We start from the raw sequence: 18,874 nt of genomic DNA, 5'->3' as shown, positions 1-18,874 counted from the left end.
GCGCCATGGGGCAACTTGCCCATGCAAGTCAGGTAAATTTGCGGAACAATCTGGTTTGGTCGAATATTTCTTCCAACTCTTCCATGCGTTCTTTGGTATCGCCCCAACTGAGGTTCTGAACTGCGGAGATCATCGTTTCGGTCAAAAGCATCGTCGTTACCGCACTGTCCCAAGCAGACGGCACGACAATCCGGCTGGACAGGCTGATCTGGGCCAGTTGATGCACGGGTGAACGCCATTGATCGGTAAAGAGGATGATTTTGGCACCCTGCGCATGGGCCATTTCCGCCAGCTTCAGCGTGTTGTTTTCATATCGGCGCACGTCGTAGATTACAAAAACATCGCCCTCTTTTACATCCAGAAGGTAGTGCGGCCATGTGTTTGAGGTCGATTGAATATGGGTGATCTTGGGGCGGATCACCTGCATGTGCAAAAACAGATATTCCGCCAGCGTATGGGTGATACGCCCGCCGACGATATAGAGGTGCCGCTGGTCATCAGCGACCAGTTTGCAGGCCTCATCAAAACCTTTGGGATCAATCTGGCCAAGGGTGTGGCGAATGTTGTCGATCACCGCCTCGGTAAACCGGTTGAGCATATGTCCGGACGGGGCGTTTTCGGCCCATGTGTCGTGTTTCTCAATCGGGTCTTTGGCTTTGGCCTTGAGTTCCTCGCGCAGTTCGGACTGAAAATCGGGATACCCTTTGAACCCCAGCTTTTGCACCATCCGCGCCACTGTGGGCACCGATACATTGGCATCCTTGGCCAGCGCCGTCAGCGGGCCAAGGCCGGAAGCAGGGTAGTTTTCGAGGATGGAATGGGCCAACTGCCGCTCGGCGCGGGTCAGATCATCCAGCTTTTCCTGAATGCGATCTGAAATTGTCAGTGGTGCCTCAGACATGGTGGCCCTCCCCTTTTGATTGATAATATAACAAATGAAACTTTGTTGTGATATATTTTTCAAAATTTTGTTGACAGACCGCCCCGTCGCCGCTCAGGTTGGCCGCTATGGAGGCGTGATGACAGACACACAGAATCAAGAACAGACAGAAGTTGTGCAAGTGGTTAACCCCGCAGCTGGCTCTTCTGTTGTGTTGGTCTGCGAACATGCCTCGCATTATATTCCTGATCATTTTCAGAATCTTGGCCTTTCTGGAGACGCTTTGACCAGTCACGCGGCCTGGGATCCCGGCGCGATGCCGGTGGCACGGCGGTTGGCCGAACGGCTGGACGCGGTGCTGGTGGCCAGCTGTGTGACGCGCCTTGTCTATGACTGCAACCGCCCGCCCGAAGCGCCGGATGCGATGCCGCCCAAAAGCGAGATTTTCGACATTCCGGGCAACCAAAACCTGTCGCAGTCCCAGCGCGATGCGCGGACAGCCGCCTATTACCTGCCCTTCCGCGATGCCGTGGCCAAGACCGCGGCACAAGTGGCCGAGCCCGTGATCGTCACCATTCACAGTTTCACTCCGGTCTATCACGGCAAGACCCGCGCGGTAGAAATTGGCGTGCTGCATGACAGCGACACGCGGCTTGCCGATGCGATGCTGCAAAATGCAGCGGATCACACGGATGCGGTGGTGCAGCGCAATGCGCCCTACGGCCCCGAGCATGGCGTGACCCATACTTTGAAAGAGCACGGTATCGCCAACGGGCATATGAACGTGATGCTGGAAATCCGCAATGATCTGATCGACACGCCAGAGCGCCAGATAGCCATGGCCGATATGATCGCCGGATGGCTCTCAAGCGCCTATAAACTGACCCAGGCAAAAGGGGCCGTGACATGCGTGGCGTGATGCGTGGCTATATCACTGCGGTGGACGCGGTGAATTATCGCATTGGCCGGATTGCCATGTACGGCATCTTTGTCTTGATGGGCATCCTGCTCTGGTCCTCGGTCAGCAAGACATTCTTTCTGCCCTCGCTTTGGACGCTGGAAATGGCGCAATTCGTGATGGTTGGCTACTACATCCTTGGCGGTCCCTATTCGTTGCAACTGGGATCGAATGTGCGGATGGATCTGCTTTATGGTGGCTGGTCTACGCGCCGCAAAGCGTGGGTGGATCTGTTCACCGTGTTGCTGTTGATCTTCTACCTTCTGGTGCTGCTCTACGGCGCCATCAGTTCCACTGCCTATTCACTGGGCTATTGGAAGACAGAGCCGATTTCCTACCTGTTTGGTGTGATCACCGGCAGCGAAGAGGTCGGCCGCCTTGAGCGGTCTTCCTCTGTCTGGCGGCCGTATATGTGGCCCATCAAACTGGTGATGATCATCGGGTTCACACTGATGATTCTGCAATGCCTTTCCGAATTCTGCAAAGACGTGCTGCGCCTGAAAGGTGAAGAAGTATAATGCCTTACGAGTTGATCGCCACGTTGATGTTCTCAACCATGATGCTGATGCTGTTGACCGGTCAGAGGGTGTTCGGTGCCATCGGGTTTATCGCTGTTGTCGCAGCGCTGCTGCTTTGGGGGGACAAGGGCGGTTATGACATCGGCTTTGCCGCCGCGATGAAGCTGATGAAATGGTATCCGCTTTTGACCCTGCCGATGTTCATTTTCATGGGCTATGTCCTGTCGGAATCAAAGATCGCCGATGACCTCTACAAGATGTTTCATGTCTGGATGGGCGGCCTTCGTGGTGGGCTGGCGATTGGCACAATCGGATTGATGGTTCTGATCTCTGCGATGAACGGGCTGAGCGTGGCGGGTATGGCCATCGGAGCCACCATCGCCCTGCCAGAACTCTTGAAGCGAGGTTATGACAAGCGCATGGTGACGGGGGTCATTCAGGCCGGATCGTCCCTTGGTATTCTGGTGCCGCCTTCAGTTGTGCTGGTGCTGTATGCAATGATTGCGCGGCAACCTGTGGGGCAGTTGTGGCTGGCCGGTGTGGTGCCGGGGCTGATGATGGCTTCGATGTTTATCGCCTATATCGCCATCCGCTGCCGGATGAATCCTTCTCTCGGTCCGGTTCTGTCCGCAGAAGACCGCGACATGCCCCGCGATGAGAAACTGCGCCTTCTGCGCGCCGGTCTGTTGCCGATCATCATCTTTGCGGTGATGATGGTGCCTTTCGTGAATGGCTGGACCTCGCTGGTGGAAAGCTCTGCCATTGGCGCACTGGCGGCCTTTTTTGCCGCGGTGATCAAGGGCCGCATGACGCGCGAGGTCTTTGAGAACTCCGTGCGCAACACGCTGGGCATCACCTGTATGTTCATGTGGATCATCCTTGCTGCGCTGGCCTTTGGCGCGGTGTTTGACGGCCTCGGCGCAGTCAAAGCGATTGAGAGCCTCTTTACCGAACAGCTCAACCTCAGCCCGTGGATGATCCTGATCCTGATGCAACTCAGCTTTATCCTGATGGGCACATTTCTGGATGACACGGCGATGCTGGTGATCGTTGCGCCGCTTTATGTGCCGCTGGTGGGGGCGCTTGGGTTTGATCTGATCTGGTACGGCATCCTGTATACGATCACCACTCAGATCGCCTATATGACGCCGCCCTTTGGCTATAACCTGTTTTTGATGCGCGCCATGGCACCGCCCGAAATTTCGCTGCGCGATATCTACGGGTCCATCACTCCCTTTGTGCTGGTGATGGTGCTGGCCCTGACCCTCGTGATGATCTTCCCCGGATTGGCCACATGGCTGCCGGAGGTTGTCTACGGAAACTGACAATAAAGAAGCCGGGCCAACCGGTGTAACCTTCAACAAGGAGAACGACCATGACCACAAGACGTAAGTTTATCCAAGGGGCCGCCATTGCGGGCCCGGCCGCGCTGGCCACACCTGCGCTGGCACAAAGCACCATCAAATGGCGCATGCAGACCTATGCCGGCGCTGCTTTGGCCGCCGAAGTCATCGATCCTGCGATCAAGATGTTCAACCAGATCGCTGGCGACCGGATGCAGATCGAGCTGTTCTATGCCGATCAGCTGGTTCCAACGGGCGAATTGTTCCAAGCGATGCAGCGCGGCACAATCGACGCCGTGCAATCCGATGATGACAGCATGGCATCGCCCACCGAAGTGACGGTATTTGGCGGTTATTTCCCGTTTGGCTCGCGCTACAGTCTCGATGTGCCGGTGCTGTTTAACCAGTACGGCCTGAACGAAATTTGGGATGAAGAATATTCCAAAGTTGGCGTCAAACACATCTCCGCCGGGGCTTGGGATCCTTGCCACTTTGCCACAAAAGATCCGATCAACAGCCTTGCCGACCTGAATGGCAAGCGCATCTTTACCTTCCCAACCGCGGGCCGGTTCCTCAGCCAGTTTGGCGTGGTTCCTGTGAACCTGCCGTGGGAAGACATCGAAGTGGCCGTGCAAACCGGCGAGCTGGATGGGATCGCGTGGTCGGGCATCACCGAAGACTACACCGTTGGCTGGGCCGATGTGACCAACTACTTCCTCACCAACAACATCTCTGGCGCTTGGGCGGGTTCATTCTTTGCCAATATGGATCGCTGGAACGAGTTGCCTGAAGATCTGCAAACCCTGTTCCGGGTCTGCTGTGACCAGTCGCATTACTATCGCCAATGGTGGTACTGGGGCGGCGAAGCCAACCTGCGCGTCAACGGCGACAAGCTGAAGCTGACAACCATCCCGGACGAAGAATGGGCCACGGTCGAGAACGCCGCCCAGGAGTTCTGGGAAGAGATCGCAGCAGAAAGCGACGTCAAACGCCGTGTTGTTGATATCTTCAAAAAGTACAACGCAGACATGGTCAAAGCTGGCCGTCCGTACCGTTACGGCTAAAACTCAACGTAGGGTGGGGATAGTCTCCACCCTACGCCTCTATCTGAAAGGGATCACATGAACTTCGACGATCTGAAAGCCCGCGTCTCGGATGGCAGCATCGACACCGTGCTGGCATGCTTTGTGGATATGCAGGGCCGCCTGATGGGCAAACGCTTTCACGCGGTGAATTTCGTTGAGACCTCTTACGCAGAGACCCATTGCTGCAACTATCTGCTGGCCACCGACCTCGAGATGGCCACGCCTGATGGCTATGCCTCGACCTCCTGGGAAAGCGGCTATGGCGATTATGTCATGCAGCCAGACCTGAACACGATCCGCCCGGTGCCTTGGCTTGAAGGTACGGCAATGGTGCTTTGTGATGTGCTGGATCACCACACCCATGAACCTGTCCCTCATTCGCCCCGCGCGATCCTGAAAAAGCAGATTGCCCGGCTTGAGGCGCTTGGCTTTGACGCGATGATGGCAACCGAGCTTGAGTTCTTTTTGTTTGAGCAAAGCTATGACGAAATTCGCAAAAACGGGTTCCGCGATCTGACCCCGATCAGCGGATACAACGAAGATTACCACATTTTCCAGACCACCAAGGAAGAGGGCGTGATGCGGCCGATCCGCAACCATCTGTTCAACGCTGGTCTGCCAATTGAAAACTCCAAAGGGGAGGCCGAGGCCGGTCAGGAAGAGCTGAACATCCGCTATTCCGCCGCGCTCGATTGTGCCGATTACCATTCGATTGCCAAACACGCGATCAAGGAAATCTCCTGGCAACATGGCCATGCCGCGTCCTTCTTGCCCAAGTGGCATCATACCAAGGTGGGCAGTTCATCCCACGTGCATCAATCTCTTTGGGTCGATGGCAAGCCCGCGTTCTTTGATCCCGAGGCCAAGCTGGGCATGTCCGAATTGATGAGCCACTACATGGCCGGGCTGATTGCCTATTCGCCGGACTACACCTTCTTTCTTGCGCCCTATGTGAACAGCTACAAACGGTTCTCAAAAGGCACCTTTGCGCCGACCAAAACCGTCTGGTCCGTGGACAACCGCACCGCCGGTTTCCGTCTATGCGGTGAGGGCACCAAGGGCGTGCGCGTTGAATGCCGGATCGGTGGATCCGATCTGAACCCCTATCTGGCGCAAGCGGCCATGTTGGCTGCCGGGATCAAGGGCATCGAAGACAAGATGACCCTGCCCGCCCCAACCACCGGCGATGTCTATGAAGACGCTAAAGCGGCAGACATCCCGCAAACCTTGCGCGCCGCGACAGAGACCCTGCGCAATTCGAAATTCCTGCGCGAAGCCATGGGCGATGACGTGATCGATCACTACACCCGCTGCGCCGAATGGGAACAAGAAGAGTTCGACCGCGTGGTGACGGATTGGGAAATCGCCCGCGGGTTCGAGCGGGCCTGATCGCGCGGCTTGCACGGGCCCCGCGCCAACGTTATCGGGCGGCAGTGCTGCCTTCTTTACCTGTGAAACATCCTCTTCGGCGCTGCCGAGATTCGGAGACAAGACATGAGTACAATCACCTGTATTTCGCCCATTGACGGGTCGGTTTATGCCGAGCGCCCTGCCCTGACCGCCGAGGCTGCCAAGGCTGCCGTGGACCGCGCCACAGCAGCGGGGGCTGCATGGGCTGCGCGGCCGCTCAAGGAACGGATTGATCTGGTCATGGCCGGTGTGGCCAAGGTCGGCGAGATGAACGAAGAGATCGTGCCGGAGATCGCCCACCAGATGGGCCGGCCCATCCGTTATGGCGGTGAATTCGGTGGTTTCAATGAACGGGCCAGCTATATGGCCGAGATCGCCGAAGAGGCGCTTGCCGATATCGAGCTGGAAGACAGCGGAGCGTTTCGCCGCCTGATCAAGCGGGTGCCCCATGGCGTTGTTCTGGTGATCGCGCCATGGAACTATCCGTTCATGACGGCCATCAACACGGTCGCCCCGGCCCTGATCGCGGGCAATACCGTGATGCTGAAACATGCCTCCCAAACGCCGCTTGTCGGTGAACGGATGGCGCAAGCCTTTCATGCCGCTGGTGTGCCTGAGGACGTGTTCCAAAATGTCTTTCTTGACCACCAGACCACATCAGACCTGATTGCCGCCAAAAGCTTTGGATTTGTGAATTTCACCGGATCTGTCGGGGGCGGCAAAGCGATTGAAACGGCAGCGGCTGGCACCTTCACCGGTATCGGGCTTGAGCTGGGCGGCAAGGATCCCGGTTATGTGTGCGACGATGCGGACATCGACGCGGCGGTGGATACCCTGATTGACGGGGCCATGTTCAACGCAGGGCAGTGCTGCTGCGGGATCGAACGGATTTATGTGGCAGAGCAGCATTTCGACAGCTTTGTCGAAAAGGCCGTGGCGATTGTGAAAGGGTACAAGCTGGGCAATCCACTGGATCCGGAGACAACGCTTGGCCCGATGGCTCAGGCTCGGTTTGCCGATGAGGTCCGTGCCCAAACCGCCGAGGCGATTGCTGCCGGCGCCAAAGCGCATATTGATCCGGCGGATTTTCCGCAAGATGGCGGTGCCTATCTGATGCCACAGATCCTGACGGGCGTGACCCATGACATGCGGGTGATGCGCGAGGAAAGCTTTGGCCCGGTTGTGGGCATCATGCCGGTCAAGGATGACGCCGAAGCCATTGCACTGATGAATGACAGCGACTTTGGTCTGACGGCCTCTGTCTGGACGGCGGACACCGCCCGCGCCATGGCCATTGGCGATCAGATCGAAACCGGCACCGTGTTCCAGAACCGCGCTGATTACCTTGATCCCGGTCTGTGCTGGACCGGCTGCAAAGACACCGGTCGTGGCGGGGGATTGTCGATCATCGGCTATCACAACCTGACACGGCCCAAATCATATCACCTAAAGAAAGCCTGATCCGATGACGCTCACTGCAAATTGGTCTTATCCCACCGCCGTCCGCTTTGGTGCGGGGCGCATTTCTGAAATTGCCGATGCTTGTAAGGCCGCTGGCATTTCCAAGCCGCTGCTGATCACGGATCGCGGTCTGGCAAACATGGAGATCACCACCCGCACGCTGGATCTGCTTGAGGCGGCGGGCATGGGGCGGGCAATTTTTGCCGATGTTGATCCAAACCCGAATGAGAAAAACGCCGAAGCGGGTGTGAAAGCCTTTAACGAGGGCGGCCATGATGGCGTGGTGGCTTTCGGCGGAGGCTCTGGCCTTGATCTGGGCAAGCTGGTGGCCTTTCTTGCCGGTCAAACGCGCCCTTTGTGGGATTTTGAGGATATTGGCGATTGGTGGACCCGCGCCGATGCCGATGCCATCGCGCCGATCGTGGCGGTGCCGACCACGGCAGGCACCGGCTCCGAAGTGGGCCGCGCCTCTGTGATCACCAATTCGGAGACCGAAGAGAAGAAGATCATTTTCCATCCCAAATTCCTGCCCAGCGTGGTGATTTGTGACCCGGAGCTGACTGTGGGCATGCCGCAGTTTATCACGGCAGGCACCGGCCTTGATGCCTTTGCCCATTGTGTTGAGGCATTTTCATCACCGCATTATCACCCGATGTCCCAGGGCATGGCGCTGGAAGGTATGCGCCTGGTCAAGGAATACCTGCCCCGCGCCTATGCGGACGGCGCTGACCTTGAAGCGCGGGCGCATATGATGTCCGCCGCGGCGATGGGCGCGACCGCGTTTCAAAAGGGTTTGGGCGCAATCCACGCCCTGTCGCACCCGATTGGCGCAATGTACCACACGCACCATGGCACCACGAATGCGGTCTGCATGCCGGCGGTCCTGAAGTTCAACGCGCCCGCCATCCGCGGCGTTTTTGATAAGGCGGCGCGTTATCTGGATATCGACGGGGGCTTTGACGGGTTCTGCGCGTTTGTCGATGATTTCAACGCGCTGTTCCAAGTGCCGCGAAATCTGGGCGAGCTGGGGATCGCAAACCCCGACATCGACCGGATCGTCGCGGGTGCCTTGAAAGACCCCAGCACCGGTGGCAACCCTGTTGAGATGACCGAGGAAAACACCCGCAAATTGCTCTTGCAGATCGTTTGAACCACGGTCCAGAGAACAGAACGGTCAGGTGCCACTGCGCCTGACCGTTTTTTGCTGGCCTATCGGAACACGCGGCATCCTGTTTCGGTGATCGCGCCTTTCTCGACCGGATAGTTGCGTTTGGGGTTGATGATGGCCCGCTGAATGCCCGTCAGCCGGCGCATACATTGATTGGCAGCCGCATTGCCCGCACGTCGCCCATCCACATAGATATCAAGCCAGACGTACCCTTTGTATCCACTGTGGCAGGGGCCGTTCTGGGGCGCGTTTCCATCGCCACAAAGATCTTCGACAATGGCGTATTTGCGCAGGCGCGGAAAATAGAACCGCGTGCCAGCCGGGAAATCCATGATACTGCGGCCGCCACGTTTGACGTGCCCGACCGCCAGCGTCACCGGATCCGCATAGGTGCCGGTGCCCCCTGCCCCCCTGTGCAATACCGGCCGCGCAATCGCGGTTGAGCCGCGCGGCGTGTTGTCCCAATAGCTGTAACCGGTCAAAAATGCGCTGAATTGCTGTTCGGCTTGCGCAGCCCCTGCACCCAGCATCAGGCCGAGCGCCATCGTGACCTGCAAACAGGTTTTCTTGATCTGCATCTGGTTGATCCTCTTTGGTTTTTCGGGACCGACGGCGCGTTTAGATTGGCCGCCGGACGCCTTCGAAACCTCAGCCAGATTTTCTAACATGCTGTTAATCGCCGCCGCAGGTCGAGGGGCGACAGCCTGTATTTGACCCGGCCAGAACGCCCCAATACCAGAGGCCGCACCCTGCGGTCACAAATGGTTAACCATGTAGATGATTGCTTTTGCGGGCAAACGGGCCAGAAAACCCTACCCGGCCATTTTTACAGAATCACATGACAAATTCGCGGAACTTTCAGCCAAAGGCTGTTTCAAATTGGCCAGAATCAACTTTAGCGGTTTTCCCAATTCAATAATCTTGGCCGATTGCGCGGATAAATCACGCCTCAGAAACAATGGTGCCACATTACCCAGTAAATTAGGCCGAAAATGTGCCGTTTGATGACTCGCCCAATTTTAGACATATACTAAGCTCATTCTCTTCAACATTGGCGGATTTCCCGCGAATTGAGATCAGAATTCTAGTGGGTCTTTCTGGAGGGTGGCCAGACCGACCTAGCGCGCACTGCCAGCGCGGAACTGCCGATAAGGCAGGACCTGGGGGTATTGCAACCAACTAGACCAAATGGACCGGGCTACAGATTTTGGACGGCGCTTTGCTGGCGCGGCTCAGGGTTTGTCCGGTCTTTGACATGTAGACCAAAGGCTGCCGCCCGATGACGACAACAGTTTGCAATACCAAAGGATCCCGTGGATGAGCCGCCTTGCGCGTTCATATACCGAGACCCGCGTTGCACGTGGCAAGTCGGACAGGGTGTTTCTGGACCCCAGCAACCGGCGCCGGTCGCGGGTATTGCTGTCGGCGATGACATTGTTCGCCGCCGTGTTGATCTGGCTGGTGGTGTTTTCCATTTCACTGGTCTCGACACGCGGGATCAAGGCGGCGCTGCCGGACGAGATTATCACGCTCAAAGGTGAATTTCATCAAACTGGCACCCATGATCACGCCAGCCACGCGCACGGTTCAGGCGGCATTCTGCCTGCGATTGAACGCTATGCGCTTCAGGAGACCTCAAAGTATCGCTGTATCGCGGAGGAAAAACCTGCCTCAGAAAACGCCCAGCGCGTTTATGCGGTTGTGCCCAGCCATCTGGTTGAATCTCCAGCGTCTCTGAACGAAAGCTGCGATGTTGTGGATGTGGTCATGCCGATGTGGTTCGACCTGCGTGTCGAACAAGACGCCCTGCGCGTCGGCGGTCTGGCCGATGACGCACGCGAAGCCGTGCGCGGTTACGTGGCGCAGCAAAAAGGCCGGGTGAAGGTGTTGCCGATCCTGCGCTTTGATCCATCAAGCTATTCCTATTTCGAAACCGCGAGGGGGCTCCGCGCGGTGGCGGCGGCACTGTCTGGTTTTGCTGACGACCTGGCCAAGAGCGACGAGGCGGTGGGCCTTTGCATTGATGCCAGTCTGATTGCAGCAAAAGGCAGTGCCGCCTTGGCAGAGGTGTTTGGCCCCTTCGCCAGCCGGATGTCCGATTTGGGCCTCCAGTCCTGCGCCGTGATTTCCGGCACCACTGAAGACGCCAACCTGGTGGTCACAGATCATTTTCTCGATCTGGTTGTTGTTAAGGGCTTTGAAGAGCCCTGGGTCGGCTCCGCCCCGCGGCCGGTTGCTGCACGTGACTGGTTTGAAAAGCGTGTGACCGCGGTGCAAGACATCGTTGCCGAAGACAAGCTGGTACTGGCACTTGGCACCTTTTCGGTGGATTGGGTTTCGGGCCGGGCCAAGCCCAACACGATGCCCTATGCGCAAATGGCATCAGCGCTGGCCGAGGCCGACGCCAAGCCGACCTTCATCCCTGCGGCCGGTGCGTCACAGGCGATCTATGTGGATGACAAGGGCCGCCAGCACCGCAGCTGGATTCTTGATGCAGCCTCTGCCCACAATCAGATGAAGTGGCTGAAAAAGCGCGGCGTTCGCGGCGTTGGTGTATGGAATCTTGGTTATGAAGACCCCGGTCTCTGGGCTGTTCTGGATCAGGCGCAGCATGACACCCCGCTGGATGGCGATACGCTGAGCAACGTTGTGTTTACCAACTACGTAAACCGCATTGGTGCGGGGCCGTTTGTTGCGCCCCTGTCCATGCCGGTGATTGGGCAGCGTGAGGTCGTGTTGGACCCCCAGACAAATCAGGTTCTGGATGTGCAACATGACAGCATGGCCCGCCCGGCCAGCGTACGCCTCTATGGGCGCGGCGCCCCCAACAAGGTGGTTTTGACCTTTGATGACGGACCGGTGCGCAACTACACCACCGAGACGCTGGATATCCTCAAAGAGACCAAAACGCCTGCGTCGTTCTTTGTGCTGGGTCACAATGCGCTGCAGAACCCTGATCTGATTGACCGGATCATCGAAGACGGTCACGAGCTGGGTTCGCACACCTATTGGCACCCGCATATGAATGACATTTCTGCCTCCCGTGCGACGGTTGAGGTGAATTCGGTGCAATTGCTGGTCAACGGCATCACCGGGCGCAGCATGCGCCTGTATCGTGAGCCCTATATGCGCAGCGGCGGGCCGATCACCTCCAAGGAAGTGGCATCCCTGCTGCCGCTGGAAGAGGCGGGATATATCATCACTGGCATGGATATTGTGCCGCGCGACTGGCTGACCACCTCTGCCGAGGAACTGGCGGCCGAAGTGGTTCGCCAGGTCGAAGAGAATGCCGGCGGTATTGTTCTGTTGCATGATGGTGGTGGCGATCAAAGCCAGACCGTTGCGGCCCTGCCAATCCTGATCGCGGATCTGCGGGCCAAGGGGTATGAGTTCACTTCTATCGCGGATTTCCTCGACACCAACCCGGAAATACTCATGCCGCATGTGGACGGGATCAGCACCGCGTTCAGCAGCGTGTCCTTTAAGGCGGTTGGCAACAGCTGGTCGGTGTTGGAGATCACGTTCTGGTCGGTCTTTGGCCTTGGCCTGTTCCGGGGGCTGCTTTTGTTGTTCCTGACGTCCCGCCGCAAACGCCATGTGGCCAGCTATGCCGCAGATGTGCCCAGCGTGACCGTGGTGATCCCGGCCTATAACGAAGCGCATGTGATCACCCAGTGTATTGAACGGGTGTTGCAGTCTCAGTACCCCTATTTCGATATTATAGTGGTGGATGACGGATCAACCGATGACACATACGCCAAGGCGCTGCCTTACGACACTCTTCCCAATGTGACGGTGTTGACCCAAAAGAACGGCGGCAAATCCGCAGCGATGAACCGGGCCCTGTTTGAGACCGAAAGCGACGTGTTGATCTGCATCGATGCGGATTCGCAGATTGCGCCGGATGCGGTGGGGCTGCTGGCCGGTCACTTTAGCGATCCCGATATCGGCGCGGTGGCGGGCCGTGTTGTCGTGGGCAACCGCAACAACCTGCTGACCCGTCTGCAGGCGCTGGAGTATATCACCGCGCAAAGCGTGGAACGCCGCGCCAAGGAATACCTCAACGCGATTACCGTTGTGCCCGGTGCCATCGGCGCATGGCGGACCACCGCCTTGATGGAGGCGGGGATCTTCTCGACTGAGACCCTGACCGAAGACGCCGACATGACCATGGCCGTAATCCGGTCCAACTATCGCGTGATCTACGAAGACCGCGCCGTGGCCAAAACCGAAACGCCTGCCACCGTGTCCGGTTTGCTGACCCAACGTCTGCGCTGGTCGCTGGGTATGATGCAAGCTGGATGGAAACACCTGGGTGCTGTGGTCGAGGGGCGCAAGCTGGGCCTGATTTCCCTGCCCGATCTGGCGATCTTTGGCTATCTGATGCCGCTGCTGGCGCCCTTGGCGGATCTGTTCCTGCTGATCCTTGCGGGCGGCTATATCATGGGCTGGATCAACGGTACAGAACCTGCGGTGACAACGGCCGTCCCGCCAAGCCTGTTGCTGGCCTATCTGATCTTGCCGCTGCTTGAGCTGTTCACCGTTCTGCTGGCGTTCAAGCTGGACCCGAAAGAAGATCGCGGTCTATTGTGGCTTATCCCGATGCAGCGCCTGTTTTATCGCCAGTTGCTGTACATTTCGGTGATCCGCGCCCTTTGGCGTGCCACCACGGGATCACTTGCCAAATGGGGCCATGCGCAACGCGCCGGTTTCCAGTTCGACCAGACGAGAAAGTCATGATGAACCGCCGCAGTTTTCTAAAAGCAAGCAGCGCCCTGCCGCTGGCCTTGGTTCTGCCCGGCACCATGGCGCAGGCGCTCAGCAAATCGCGCAATACGATTGTTGTGATTGACGGTCTCTCGGCGGCCAGTGACGCAGACAGGCTTTCGGCGACGATGGACGGGTTGATCCGTCTGGGTGTGCCAATCAGCTGCATTGTTGAAACGGCACATCCTGAGGCAGGTCCGCTGCGTGTGGATCATCCGGTGGCGGCCCTGCTGCGTGATATGCGGGGACGGTTGCCCGGATTGATCGACCTCTTGCCTGTGCTCCCCGATCTGGCCAACCGGACCGCGCATTTCCAATCCCGCGACGCCTATGACGCGCAGCACCGCCTGTTTGATGCCCTTTGGGGCGATCGCGACGGCCAGTCCGCAGGGTTCCGCCCTCGTGCTGTGGCCTGCGACATGGCCGAAAACGCGCTGCCCCCCACCGGCGTCCGAACCAGCGGTATCCGCAATGTCCTGATGCGCCCGGCTGCAAACGCCAGCGCTGCGGTGCAATCTCAGGCATGGGACAACGGGGTGGTGCGTCTGATCGGGGGCAAGCGGGTACAACTGACCGACACTGCGGCCCAATTGCAGAACGATCCGGCCAACCCTGGTGAACGGGTCTTGTACCTGTCAGCTGAAAATCTGGCCGCCCTCCCTGCCGCTGATCTGCCCGACCTTGCCGCCCAATTTGCCACGGCTGTGATGCAGCCTGATGGCGACACATGGGTCAGCCCGATCTTGGCCTCTGACGTGCAGTTCCGCGATGCCTATAGCTACAACCGCAAGATGGCGTTGCACTTTATGGCCTCCCCCGGATCAACGGCGGTGGAACGGGCCATTCTCACTGATTTCCGGCTTGATCTGCTCAACGCTGGACTGCCCTCCAGCTTTGGCGAGGCGGTCGAGACTGGCCAGACGGATCGTGACGGCACCGGCTATTGGATTGACATTCAGCGCACCAAAGCGGTGCTGCCCATCCTGCCCGTGCAACACTACCTTGCCGGATCCGCCAAATTGGACCCTGCCGCGCTGAACGCGGATCGTAACAGCTTTGGCATGGGCGTCGAGTTTCGCCCACGCAGCACGGCCCGTGCCGCCGGGATCACCGAAGACAACACCATGGTTGTCCCCGCAGAGATCATCAACGCGCCCGCCCAATTGGCCGAATTGGACCGCGCCGATTATGGCACCGAGGATTTCACTGTCCTGATTTCGGATCAGGTGCTGCAAAACGCGCCGCAGCGGAAAATCCTGAAGCAGGCTCTGCTGCAATTGGCCGATGACGGGATCACCCGCCCTGTGACCTTGCCCGAATATGTGCGCGGGATTACCCCAACCGATGCCTACCTGAACCACTTTCGCCGGACAGCTGCCTATGCGGGTCGCGCCCGTGGATCTGATCGGGCGCAGGGCCGTCAAAGTCACGCGCAACTGATGGAAGACGCCAAGACCGCCTGGCGCTATTTTGAGAAATGGACCAACCGGCGGACCGGCCTATGCCCGGCAACGGTCAATTTCTCCGGCAGCGGCTCCACCCTGCACGAAGCGGTCACGATGTGGGACGTAGGCAGCCAGATCAACGCATTGGTCGCCGCCAACGAGCTGTCGCTGATCACCGACAAGGCGTTTCAAACCGCTATCCGCAAAATCCTGCCCAACATCGCGGGCCGTAAATCGCAGGGACGATTGCTGCCGCAGGGGTGGATCGCCACGGACAGGATCAAATGGGGCGTTAAGGATTTTGATGGCTGCGATGCCGGACGGCTCATGGCCGCGCTTTACAATCTGGACACCCACAGCGCCACCAAGGATCGGGCTGAGCCAACCGTGCGATCCTGGGATCTGGACAAGGTGATCAAGGATGGCGTGATTTACAACGTGACCGATGGGGTCGAGACCACGACTTACCGCTCGCATTGTGCCCATTACGCGGCTTGGGCCTTTCGCACCTGGGGGCTTGAGGTCCGCTCGCCCTATGAGGTGCTTGACGGCAAAAGTGAAACGGATGGCCGGATTGCCCTGTTGGAAGTGGGCGGTCACATCGGGCCGATGGGGGCAGAACCGCTGCTGCTCGAAGCGATTGAACTGGGGATGTCACCGGAATCGGAATACCTTGCGGATGTGCTTTTTGCCGCGCAACTAGAGGAATATGACGAAACCGGCAACCTGACCTGTGTGTCAGAGGGGCCTATCGACCGCGCACCTTGGTTTACCTATCAAGGAATCCAGTTTGACGCGCCTGGGCGGATCTGGGCCACCGACACAGTCGCCAGCCTGCCCGAACACCGCTCCCCCGAGTTCCGCAAGAAAAACCATGTGGTCAGTTCCAAGGCCGCTTACCTTTGGGCGGCTTACAAGAACCACGATTATTGCGATCTGTTGGTGGACTATGTGCGCGAACGGGCAAGAACCGACAACGGCTTTGCCTCCAGCATCTATCGCGAGACAGGCAAGGCGACGGCAACCTATGCCGACATCAATACCAATGCGATCATCCTGCAATCCATCGCCCAGATCATGCGCAACGCCAAAAGCCAGTAACGCCACCCATCGACTTCACTATTGCAGTGATATTACAGATATGTAATTCTTCCCTCCAAACCGGAAGGGATCTGATTTGGCACAACTGGACAATTCACCTGTAGATGACACCGATCTTTGCATTGGCACACGGCTGCGCGAATTTCGTATGGCTCAAGGGTATTCGCTCGCAAAACTTGCCAACATCACCGGCATCTCAGACGCGACCCTGTCGCGGGTGGAAAACGCGCAAACGCTGGTTTCTGCCCATAACCTTTATATCCTCAGCCAAGCACTGAACGTCGATATCACTGCATTCTATGAGCCTGCTGCCCATCCGATCCGCAGCGGCATCCGGTCGGTGTCCCGCGCCGGGGATGGCCGGCAGATTGATACGGCGCGGTTCACCTCTACCGTTCTGGCCGCCGATCTGTCGAACAAGAAAATGCACCCAGCCATGGACGTTGTAACCGCCACCACATTGGATCAGGTCGGCGGCATGGCCAGTCACAGCGGCGAAGAATTCCTGCTCGTCATGGACGGCGTGTTGATCCTGCATTCAGAGCATTACGCCCCCCTGCGCCTGAACGCCGGAGATTCCATCTATTTCGACGCAGGCATGGCGCATGCCTATCTCACGCCTGATGGCACGCCCGCCCGCATTCTGGTGGTCAATTCCGCCGAACCCGATCTGGGCGTTGATACGCCTGTCTCCTCCTCCCCCTCCTGAAAGGCCAGCTAAATGAACGCCGAAACAAAGCTCACCCCCGAGGCGATCCGCAGCGCCGAACTGGTCCTGCCTGTGCAAGATCTGAAAACAGAGATGCCGTTTTTCCTTGGCCAGTTGGGCTTCCGGCTGGATACAATCTATCCCGCCGATGATCCGGCTGTGGCGGTGGTGTCCGGTCATGGTCTGCGGTTGCGGCTTGAACGCGGGGCAGAGGTCGCGCCGGGCAAGGTCATACTCTACTGCGATGCCCCGGATGATCTGGGCGGTGTGGGCACTATCGTCACCTCGCCCAACGGCAATCAGGTCGAGATACAGGATGCCAATCCGCCGCTGGTGATCCCGGAAACGCGGCATTCATTTATGGTGCGCCGTTTGGCCGACAGCGACAGTTGGATCATCGGCCGTGCAGGCATGCGCTATCGCGATCTGATCACCGACCGTCTGGGCGGGTCGATCATCGCCAGCCATATCCGCATTCCCGATGGCGGGCCGGTGCCGGATATGGTGCATTATCACACCGTCGGATTTCAGTTGATCTTTTGTTATCGCGGCTGGGTGCGGCTGGTTTATGAGGACTACGGTGATCCATTTATCCTTGAGGCCGGCAATTGCGTGATCCAGCCACCGCAGATCCGCCACCGGGTGCTTGAAGCATCTGACAACGTCGAGGTGTTGGAGATCGGCGTGCCTGCGGAACATATCACCACCATTGACCACGAGATGGAGCTGCCCAACGGCCCCGCGAACCCTGACCGCGAGTGGGACGGCACCAAATTTGTACACCACCGCGAGGATCAGGCGACATGGACCCCCTGGCGTGTACCAGGATGGGAAGCGCGGGACACGGGCATTGGTGGGGCCACCCAAGGTATCGCGGGTGTACAGGTCAGCCGCCCCAGTGCAGATGCGCAGGACGCGTGGACAAGCCATGATACCGATATCCTGTTCACCTTTGTCAAAGAGGGCAGCCTGACCCTTGAGGCCGACAGCGAGGGGCGCAAAACACATGATCTGGTTGCGGGGGATGCCTTTGTCCTGCCGCCGTTCCTGAAGACCCGCTATATCAACCCATCCGCCGATTGCGAGCTGATCGAGGTAACTCTACCGTCATCCTTTGGAACAACGGTCCACGAGACCTAAGAAAGAGGGCCGCCCCGTGAGGCGGCCCTTTCATTCAGCCGACCCGATCTGATCAGGTTTCTTTTTTGTCGTTCACGATATTCATCGAGGCCACGCCGCTGTTGCCCAGCTCGACCGAGGCAAATGGGCCGCCGTGGCACATGTTGCCGGGGTCTTGGTTGTCCATCGGCGGTGTGTCCGCCAGCACCTGTTCGGCAAATTGTTCGGCGTTGTCTTTGGGCCGGTAGCCGAGGAAGGACGCCTTCGAATTGTCCACTGGAACGCGGTCATTGTTGGACACGCCATAAACCACGCTAAAGCCCGTCACCGGCGTGTCGATCGACCGCTGCACCAGTTGGATCAGATCATCATAAGACAGCCATGATCCCAGTGCCCGTGCGTTGTTCACCTGTGCACAGGACAAAATGCGCATATGTACGCTTTCCAGCCCGCGTTTGTCCCAGTACATGCTGCCCAGATCTTCAGCAAAGCATTTGGCCAGACCATAGAATGTATCCGGGCGGTGCGGCGCGTCGGTGCCGATAAAATCGGTCTTGGGGTGCATGCCAACCGCATGGATAGAGCTGCCGTAAACCACGCGGCGCAAACCTTGGCGGTATGCGGCCTCCCAGATGTTATAGGCCCCGATGAAATTGGGACCGAGCAGTTCTTCAAACGGGCCTTCGTCCGCGTAGGCGCCCATATGCACAACCATATCCGCGCCTTCGAGAACACGCAGCATGTCATCAAGGCTGGCCAGATCACCCTTCATGTAGGTCTCACCGGGGTAGAGTTTACCGATATCTTCCACGATGTCGGTCGAGACCAGTTCATCACACATCTGGGTCAGCGGTTCACGGAGGTAGGAACCAAGGCGGCCAGCGGCGCCTGTCAAAACGAGTTTTTTCAT

General features: G+C 58.2%; 14 protein-coding genes. 11 read left to right on the top strand and 3 right to left on the bottom strand.

All coding sequences use genetic code 11. The features are described from left to right. Positions 1-28 precede the first annotated feature (28 nt). Positions 29-901, bottom strand: coding sequence for a MurR/RpiR family transcriptional regulator (locus JNX03_RS16690; protein ID WP_203210123.1), 873 nt, complete (start codon positions 899-901; stop codon positions 29-31). A gap of 118 nt (positions 902-1,019) precedes the next feature. Between JNX03_RS16690 and JNX03_RS16685 the strand changes: the two genes are divergently transcribed. The 7 genes from JNX03_RS16685 to JNX03_RS16655 all read left to right on the top strand — a co-directional run bounded on the left by JNX03_RS16685 (position 1,020) and on the right by JNX03_RS16655 (position 8,805). Continuing rightward, positions 1,020-1,799 (top strand): N-formylglutamate amidohydrolase, encoded by a 780-nt coding sequence (locus tag JNX03_RS16685; protein WP_203210122.1) that lies wholly within the window; start codon positions 1,020-1,022, stop codon positions 1,797-1,799. Continuing rightward, positions 1,787-2,356, top strand: coding sequence for a TRAP transporter small permease subunit (locus JNX03_RS16680; protein WP_203210121.1), 570 nt, complete (start codon positions 1,787-1,789; stop codon positions 2,354-2,356). Before JNX03_RS16685 ends, JNX03_RS16680 begins: the two co-directional genes overlap by 13 nt. Beyond that, a complete protein-coding gene (locus JNX03_RS16675; protein ID WP_203210120.1) occupies positions 2,356-3,681 on the top strand; it encodes a TRAP transporter large permease in 1,326 nt (441 codons plus the stop codon). The genes JNX03_RS16680 and JNX03_RS16675 overlap by 1 nt, the downstream gene beginning before the upstream one ends. 50 nt (positions 3,682-3,731) lie before the next feature. After that, entirely contained in the window at positions 3,732-4,763 is a 1,032-nt protein-coding gene (locus JNX03_RS16670; RefSeq protein WP_203210119.1) for a TRAP transporter substrate-binding protein, read from the top strand. Positions 4,764-4,820: 57 nt separating this feature from the next. After that, positions 4,821-6,173 (top strand): glutamine synthetase family protein, encoded by a 1,353-nt coding sequence (locus JNX03_RS16665; RefSeq protein ID WP_203210118.1) that lies wholly within the window; start codon positions 4,821-4,823, stop codon positions 6,171-6,173. 105 nt (positions 6,174-6,278) lie between these two features. Further along, on the top strand, positions 6,279-7,655 hold the full coding sequence (locus JNX03_RS16660; protein ID WP_203210117.1) for an aldehyde dehydrogenase family protein: 1,377 nt from the start codon (positions 6,279-6,281) through the stop codon (positions 7,653-7,655). A 4-nt stretch (positions 7,656-7,659) separates the two neighbouring features. Then, positions 7,660-8,805 (top strand): iron-containing alcohol dehydrogenase, encoded by a 1,146-nt coding sequence (locus JNX03_RS16655; RefSeq protein ID WP_203210116.1) that lies wholly within the window; start codon positions 7,660-7,662, stop codon positions 8,803-8,805. Positions 8,806-8,864: 59 nt separating this feature from the next. Here JNX03_RS16655 and JNX03_RS16650 read toward each other — a convergent pair whose 3' ends face one another. Then, positions 8,865-9,401, bottom strand: coding sequence for a hypothetical protein (locus JNX03_RS16650; protein WP_231024312.1), 537 nt, complete (start codon positions 9,399-9,401; stop codon positions 8,865-8,867). 739 nt (positions 9,402-10,140) lie between these two features. Between JNX03_RS16650 and JNX03_RS16645 the strand changes: the two genes are divergently transcribed. The 4 genes from JNX03_RS16645 to JNX03_RS16630 all read left to right on the top strand — a co-directional run bounded on the left by JNX03_RS16645 (position 10,141) and on the right by JNX03_RS16630 (position 17,985). Beyond that, positions 10,141-13,563, top strand: a complete 3,423-nt coding sequence (locus tag JNX03_RS16645; protein WP_203210115.1) for a glycosyltransferase — start codon at positions 10,141-10,143, stop codon at positions 13,561-13,563. Next, positions 13,560-16,136 (top strand): DUF3131 domain-containing protein, encoded by a 2,577-nt coding sequence (locus JNX03_RS16640; protein WP_203210114.1) that lies wholly within the window; start codon positions 13,560-13,562, stop codon positions 16,134-16,136. The genes JNX03_RS16645 and JNX03_RS16640 overlap by 4 nt, the downstream gene beginning before the upstream one ends. Positions 16,137-16,212: 76 nt before the next feature. Then, positions 16,213-16,845, top strand: coding sequence for a helix-turn-helix domain-containing protein (locus JNX03_RS16635; protein ID WP_203210113.1), 633 nt, complete (start codon positions 16,213-16,215; stop codon positions 16,843-16,845). A gap of 12 nt (positions 16,846-16,857) precedes the next feature. Beyond that, positions 16,858-17,985, top strand: coding sequence for a cupin (locus JNX03_RS16630; protein ID WP_203210112.1), 1,128 nt, complete (start codon positions 16,858-16,860; stop codon positions 17,983-17,985). A gap of 52 nt (positions 17,986-18,037) precedes the next feature. On the opposite strand, the gene JNX03_RS16625 is transcribed toward JNX03_RS16630, so the two are convergent. Further along, the gene (locus JNX03_RS16625; RefSeq protein WP_203210111.1) at positions 18,038-18,874 is read right to left on the bottom strand and encodes an NAD-dependent epimerase/dehydratase family protein; all 837 of its coding nucleotides are present in this window, start codon (positions 18,872-18,874) and stop codon (positions 18,038-18,040) included.

It is taken from the genome of Sulfitobacter mediterraneus (assembly GCF_016801775.1).
GTDB lineage: Bacteria > Pseudomonadota > Alphaproteobacteria > Rhodobacterales > Rhodobacteraceae > Sulfitobacter > Sulfitobacter mediterraneus_A.
The sequence above is the reverse complement of the archived record's forward strand: the minus strand, read 5'-3'. Positions and strand labels throughout refer to the sequence as shown.